This window comes from Aquabacterium sp. (assembly GCF_021768455.1).
Taxonomy (GTDB): Bacteria; Pseudomonadota; Gammaproteobacteria; order Burkholderiales; family Burkholderiaceae_C; genus Aquabacterium.
On record NZ_JAIZVX010000235.1, the window covers coordinates 1 to 3,632 of the forward strand.

At 69.5% G+C, this 3,632-nt stretch carries 4 protein-coding genes and 1 pseudogene; all 5 read right to left on the reverse strand.

What is annotated here, in order from left to right:
• A pseudogene (locus QZ994_RS19090) lies at positions 1–211 on the reverse strand (hypothetical protein); the annotation flags it as partial.
• On the reverse strand, positions 208–741 hold the full coding sequence (locus tag QZ994_RS19095) for a sigma-70 family RNA polymerase sigma factor (RefSeq protein WP_165456618.1): 534 nt from the start codon (positions 739–741) through the stop codon (positions 208–210). The pseudogene QZ994_RS19090 and the gene QZ994_RS19095, both read right to left, overlap by 4 nt.
• Positions 742–811: 70 nt before the next feature.
• The gene (locus QZ994_RS19100; protein ID WP_004306461.1) at positions 812–1,174 is read right to left on the reverse strand and encodes a DUF305 domain-containing protein; all 363 of its coding nucleotides are present in this window, start codon (positions 1,172–1,174) and stop codon (positions 812–814) included.
• The gene (locus QZ994_RS19105) at positions 1,171–2,556 is read right to left on the reverse strand and encodes a YncE family protein (RefSeq protein ID WP_130966402.1); all 1,386 of its coding nucleotides are present in this window, start codon (positions 2,554–2,556) and stop codon (positions 1,171–1,173) included. The genes QZ994_RS19100 and QZ994_RS19105 overlap by 4 nt, the downstream gene beginning before the upstream one ends.
• A 170-nt stretch (positions 2,557–2,726) precedes the next feature.
• A partial coding sequence (locus QZ994_RS19110; RefSeq protein ID WP_290877460.1) for an anti-sigma factor occupies positions 2,727–3,632 on the reverse strand: 906 nt, incomplete at its 5' end.

The window sequence follows — 3,632 nt, forward strand, 5'->3', positions numbered from 1 at the left end:
CCTTCATGGCCAGCACGGCGCCGGTGCCGCTGCCTGCCAGCAGCAGGCCCAGCACGGCGCGCTGGAAGCTGCGCCGCGCCATTAGCGGCTGCGCCTTGCGGTACAAGTGCGGCGGGGCGTCGATGGGCTCGAAGGCCAGCGCCAGTTCGGCGCGCGTGCGCAAGTCGAACGCGCTGTCGGGCAACTCGGGCGGCCGGAGTTCGCGCTTCATGACGGGGTCTTCCGCAAGGGCGTGACCTGGGCGCCGCCGGGTGCCCGCACTGGCACGCCCATCACCTGCTTCAGCGCGTCGCGCGCGCGAGCCAGGCGCGACAGCACGGTGCCGGGCGCAATCTCCAGCGCCTCGGCCATCTGCGCGGTGGGCATGTCGTCGAAATAGAACAGCACCAGCACCTCGCGGTGGATGGGCGCCAGCCGCGCGAGCGCCTTGACCACGTCCAGCTTGTCGTCCAGCCCGGCGTCGGGGGCGGCCTGCTCGGGCTGCTCGTCGTCGTCCAGCGACTGCATGCCCGGCGCGGCCTGGCGGAAGGCGGCGCGCCGCATGATCTGGAACAGCCAGGCCCGCGCCAAGGCCGCATCGCGCAACTGCTCGCGGTGCTTCCAGGCGTTGGCAAAACAGTCCTGCACCACGTCTTCGGCGATGTCACGCGAGCCCGTCAGCGCCCAGGCGCTGCGCAGCAGGAAGCGGTAATGGTCCCGCACCCATTGGTTGTAGCGGGACTCGGCAGACTGGAACAGCATGGTGATCAAGAGCGGACAGCGCTGCGGTTCATTCCATCGCCATCGTCAGTGCTTACCCTCAGGCTGGGCATCACGGCCCGCGCGTGCCACCCAGCGATGGAAATTCGGCTGCCGAACCCGCGCTAGAGCGCTGCTGCAAGGCCGCCAGCCGCCGCGTCATGCTCTCGATCTCGATGGTCTGGCCGGCGATGATCTCCTCCGCCAGTTGCCGCGTGGCCGGGTCGCGGCCGTGCTGCAGCACCAGCCGCGCCATGTCGACGGCGCCGGCGTGGTGCGGAATCATCATCGCCAGGAAGTCGATGTCGGCCTGGCCCACGAAGCCCGGGCCGTGCATGTCTTGCATCATGCGGGCCATCGAAGCGTCCATCTCGCGCTCGAAGGCACTGACTCCATGTTGGGCGTGTCCGCCCCTCATGCCCTTCATGCCCTTCATGCAGTCTGCCCCTTGGCACCCACGCGCACGTAGACCAGGTTGATGCTCTTCTTGTTGCGCAGCGCTCCGGAAGGCAGGGTCAGGTTGCCCAGCGGAATCTGCGCGATGAAGACCGGCTTCAGCGGGTCGCTGACGTCGAAGGCGCTGCACACCGTCTGGCCGGCGTTGGGCGTGCCGGGCAGTTCGTCCTGCTCGTGCGCCACGTAGAGCAGCGTGTTCTCGGGGTTGGTCCACAGCCCGTGCGATTCGCGGCCGTGGCTGAAGAAGGTGCCGACCACCTTGCGCTGGCCGCTGGCTGCGCTGCGGTCGATGATGGCGATGGGGCTGGAGGCGACGCCGCCGGGGCCCCCGTCGTCGATGCGCGCCAGGCTGGCATAGACCACGCTGCCGCGCGCGTTGCTGACGAACTCGACGTGGTTGGGCCGCGCGCCCATGCCCAGCGGCACGCTGTCAATGAGGTCGAAACCGCCCCGCGTCGAGCGAGAAGACAGCGCATCGGCCAGCTTGTGCGAGAACCACACCTCGGCGCCGTCGGGCGTGGTCTTCATGAAGGGCGTGAAGCCGGGCTTGTCCTGCGCACTGATGTCCAGTGTCGTCACGCGCTGCGGCTGGCTGTGGCCATCGGCGCCCGGGTTGACACGGAACACGTCGACCTGCGACACCTTCTGGCTGGCCACGAAGGCCAGCGTGCCTTCGCGGTTGAACCATACCTGGGCCGGGCCGTTGATCGTCGGCAGGAACTGGCGGATGGCCGTCGAACCTGTGTTGTCGGTGCCCTTCAACTGACGCAGGGCGAGTTCGACGTTGACGATGGCGATGCGGTCTTCCCCGCGCAGCGTCACCCAAAGCTCCTTGCCGTTGCGCGTGAAGGTGGGCTCGTGCGGTTCGCGGCCCAGCAGCAGCCCGCTGCTCAGGCGTTCGGGGTTGGTCGTCATGCCAGCGGCCGGGTTGGGCGTGTTGCCGATGACGCGGCGCTGCTCGGCGTCGACGAGGTAGATGTTGCTCGAGCCGCGCCCGCTGGTGGCCAGCAGCCGGCCGTCGGGCGACGGCACCGCGCCGTGGGCGTCGATGCAGCCGTGGTACAGCGGCTTGTGGATCATCGCCGCGTGCGTCGGCGCCACGCCGGCGGTGACATAGCGGAAGGGCGGCCGCGGGTCTTCGTCGAAGCTGGTCAGGTTGATGGTGCTCTCGACGGTGTTGGTCCTGGGGTCGATCACGACCAGCGTGTTGGAGTCTTCGTTGGTGATGAAGACGCGGTCGCGCGGGTCGATGCCGGTGGCGGCGGCGGCGCTGGACGGCGCCTGGGCTTGCGCTGCGGGCAGCGCGCTGGCGGCTGCGGCGGCCAGCGAGTATTTGAGGATGTCGCGACGTTGTGTGCTTATGGGTGCTTTCTGTGTTCAGTGCAAAGGTGGACGGCAGTGTGTGACGCGTGACCTCGCACCCAACGACGGGCGGCGGCGGTGCGTCAGGCGCTCGCAGCCAAGAGCGCACTGCAGGGCGTTTCATTCCATGGCGGTGCAAACCACCTGCGCCGCGGGACTTGCTGTTGCCTTTAGCGCGGGGTGCCCAGCTGTTGGTAGACCTCGGTCGACACCCGCGCCAGCACGCTGCGGTCGACGTCTGACGACAAGGCGTAGCCGAAGGGTCCGTCGACCCAATAGAACACGTTGACGGCGCCTTCCTGCGCGAAGCGGAAGGCGGTGTCAGCGTTCTTCGCACCCGGTTTCGCATCCGGTTTCGCGGCCCCGCCCGAGCCCGCGGCGCTGCCCACGTCAGCGACGTCATTGGACACGTACAGCGTCAGCTTGCTGCCCTGCTCGTTGCGGTACATGAACTGAGCCACCGGCCCCTGGCCACCTGGCAGCAGGCGCCCGCCTTCCAGCGTGTAGCCCTGCGCCTGCAGGTGCGGCGGTTTCATCGGCGCGCCCATGCGCTTGGACAGCCAGGCCACGAGCTGGTCTTCGTGCGCGGCGTCCACTTCCACGGGCCGGCGCACATCGGGGCTGTAGACCGCATGCGCCACGGCGGCGCGCTGCGCGAAGCCGCTGGCAGACACCAAGGTCAACCCACCCGGGGCCGGTTTCACGGCCGCCATGCGGGCCGCATCGTCACCGCCAACACCCGCGCGGGCGCCAGCCCCGGCGCCGCGCAGCCCCCAGCCCGTGGCGCCGCTGATCACGGCGATGGCGAGCCCGGCAGCCAGGCGCTGCAGGTACCAGGGCGTCGGCGACACGGTGCGTGGGCCCGCCGACTTGAGCAGGCGCTGCGGCGGCTGCTCGTCCAGCACCGGGTCGAACAAGGCGTGCAGTTCTCGCTTCTGCGCGCGGTAGGTCTCGACGCGCTGCGCGTCGTCGGGACGCGCGGCCAGGAAAGCAGCGATCGCGGTCTGGCGCTCTGCGGGCAGGTGGCCATCGACGAACGCATGCAGGTCGGCCTCGGTGACCGGGGGGGTGGGCGG

Bases quoted from the DNA above. Each gene is read 5' to 3' on its own strand.
- QZ994_RS19095 (WP_165456618.1), bottom strand. From the start codon at position 741: ATGCTGTTCCAGTCTGCCGAGTCCCGCTACAACCAATGGGTGCGGGAC.
- QZ994_RS19100 (WP_004306461.1), bottom strand. From the start codon at position 1,174: ATGAAGGGCATGAAGGGCATGAGGGGCGGACACGCCCAACATGGAGTC.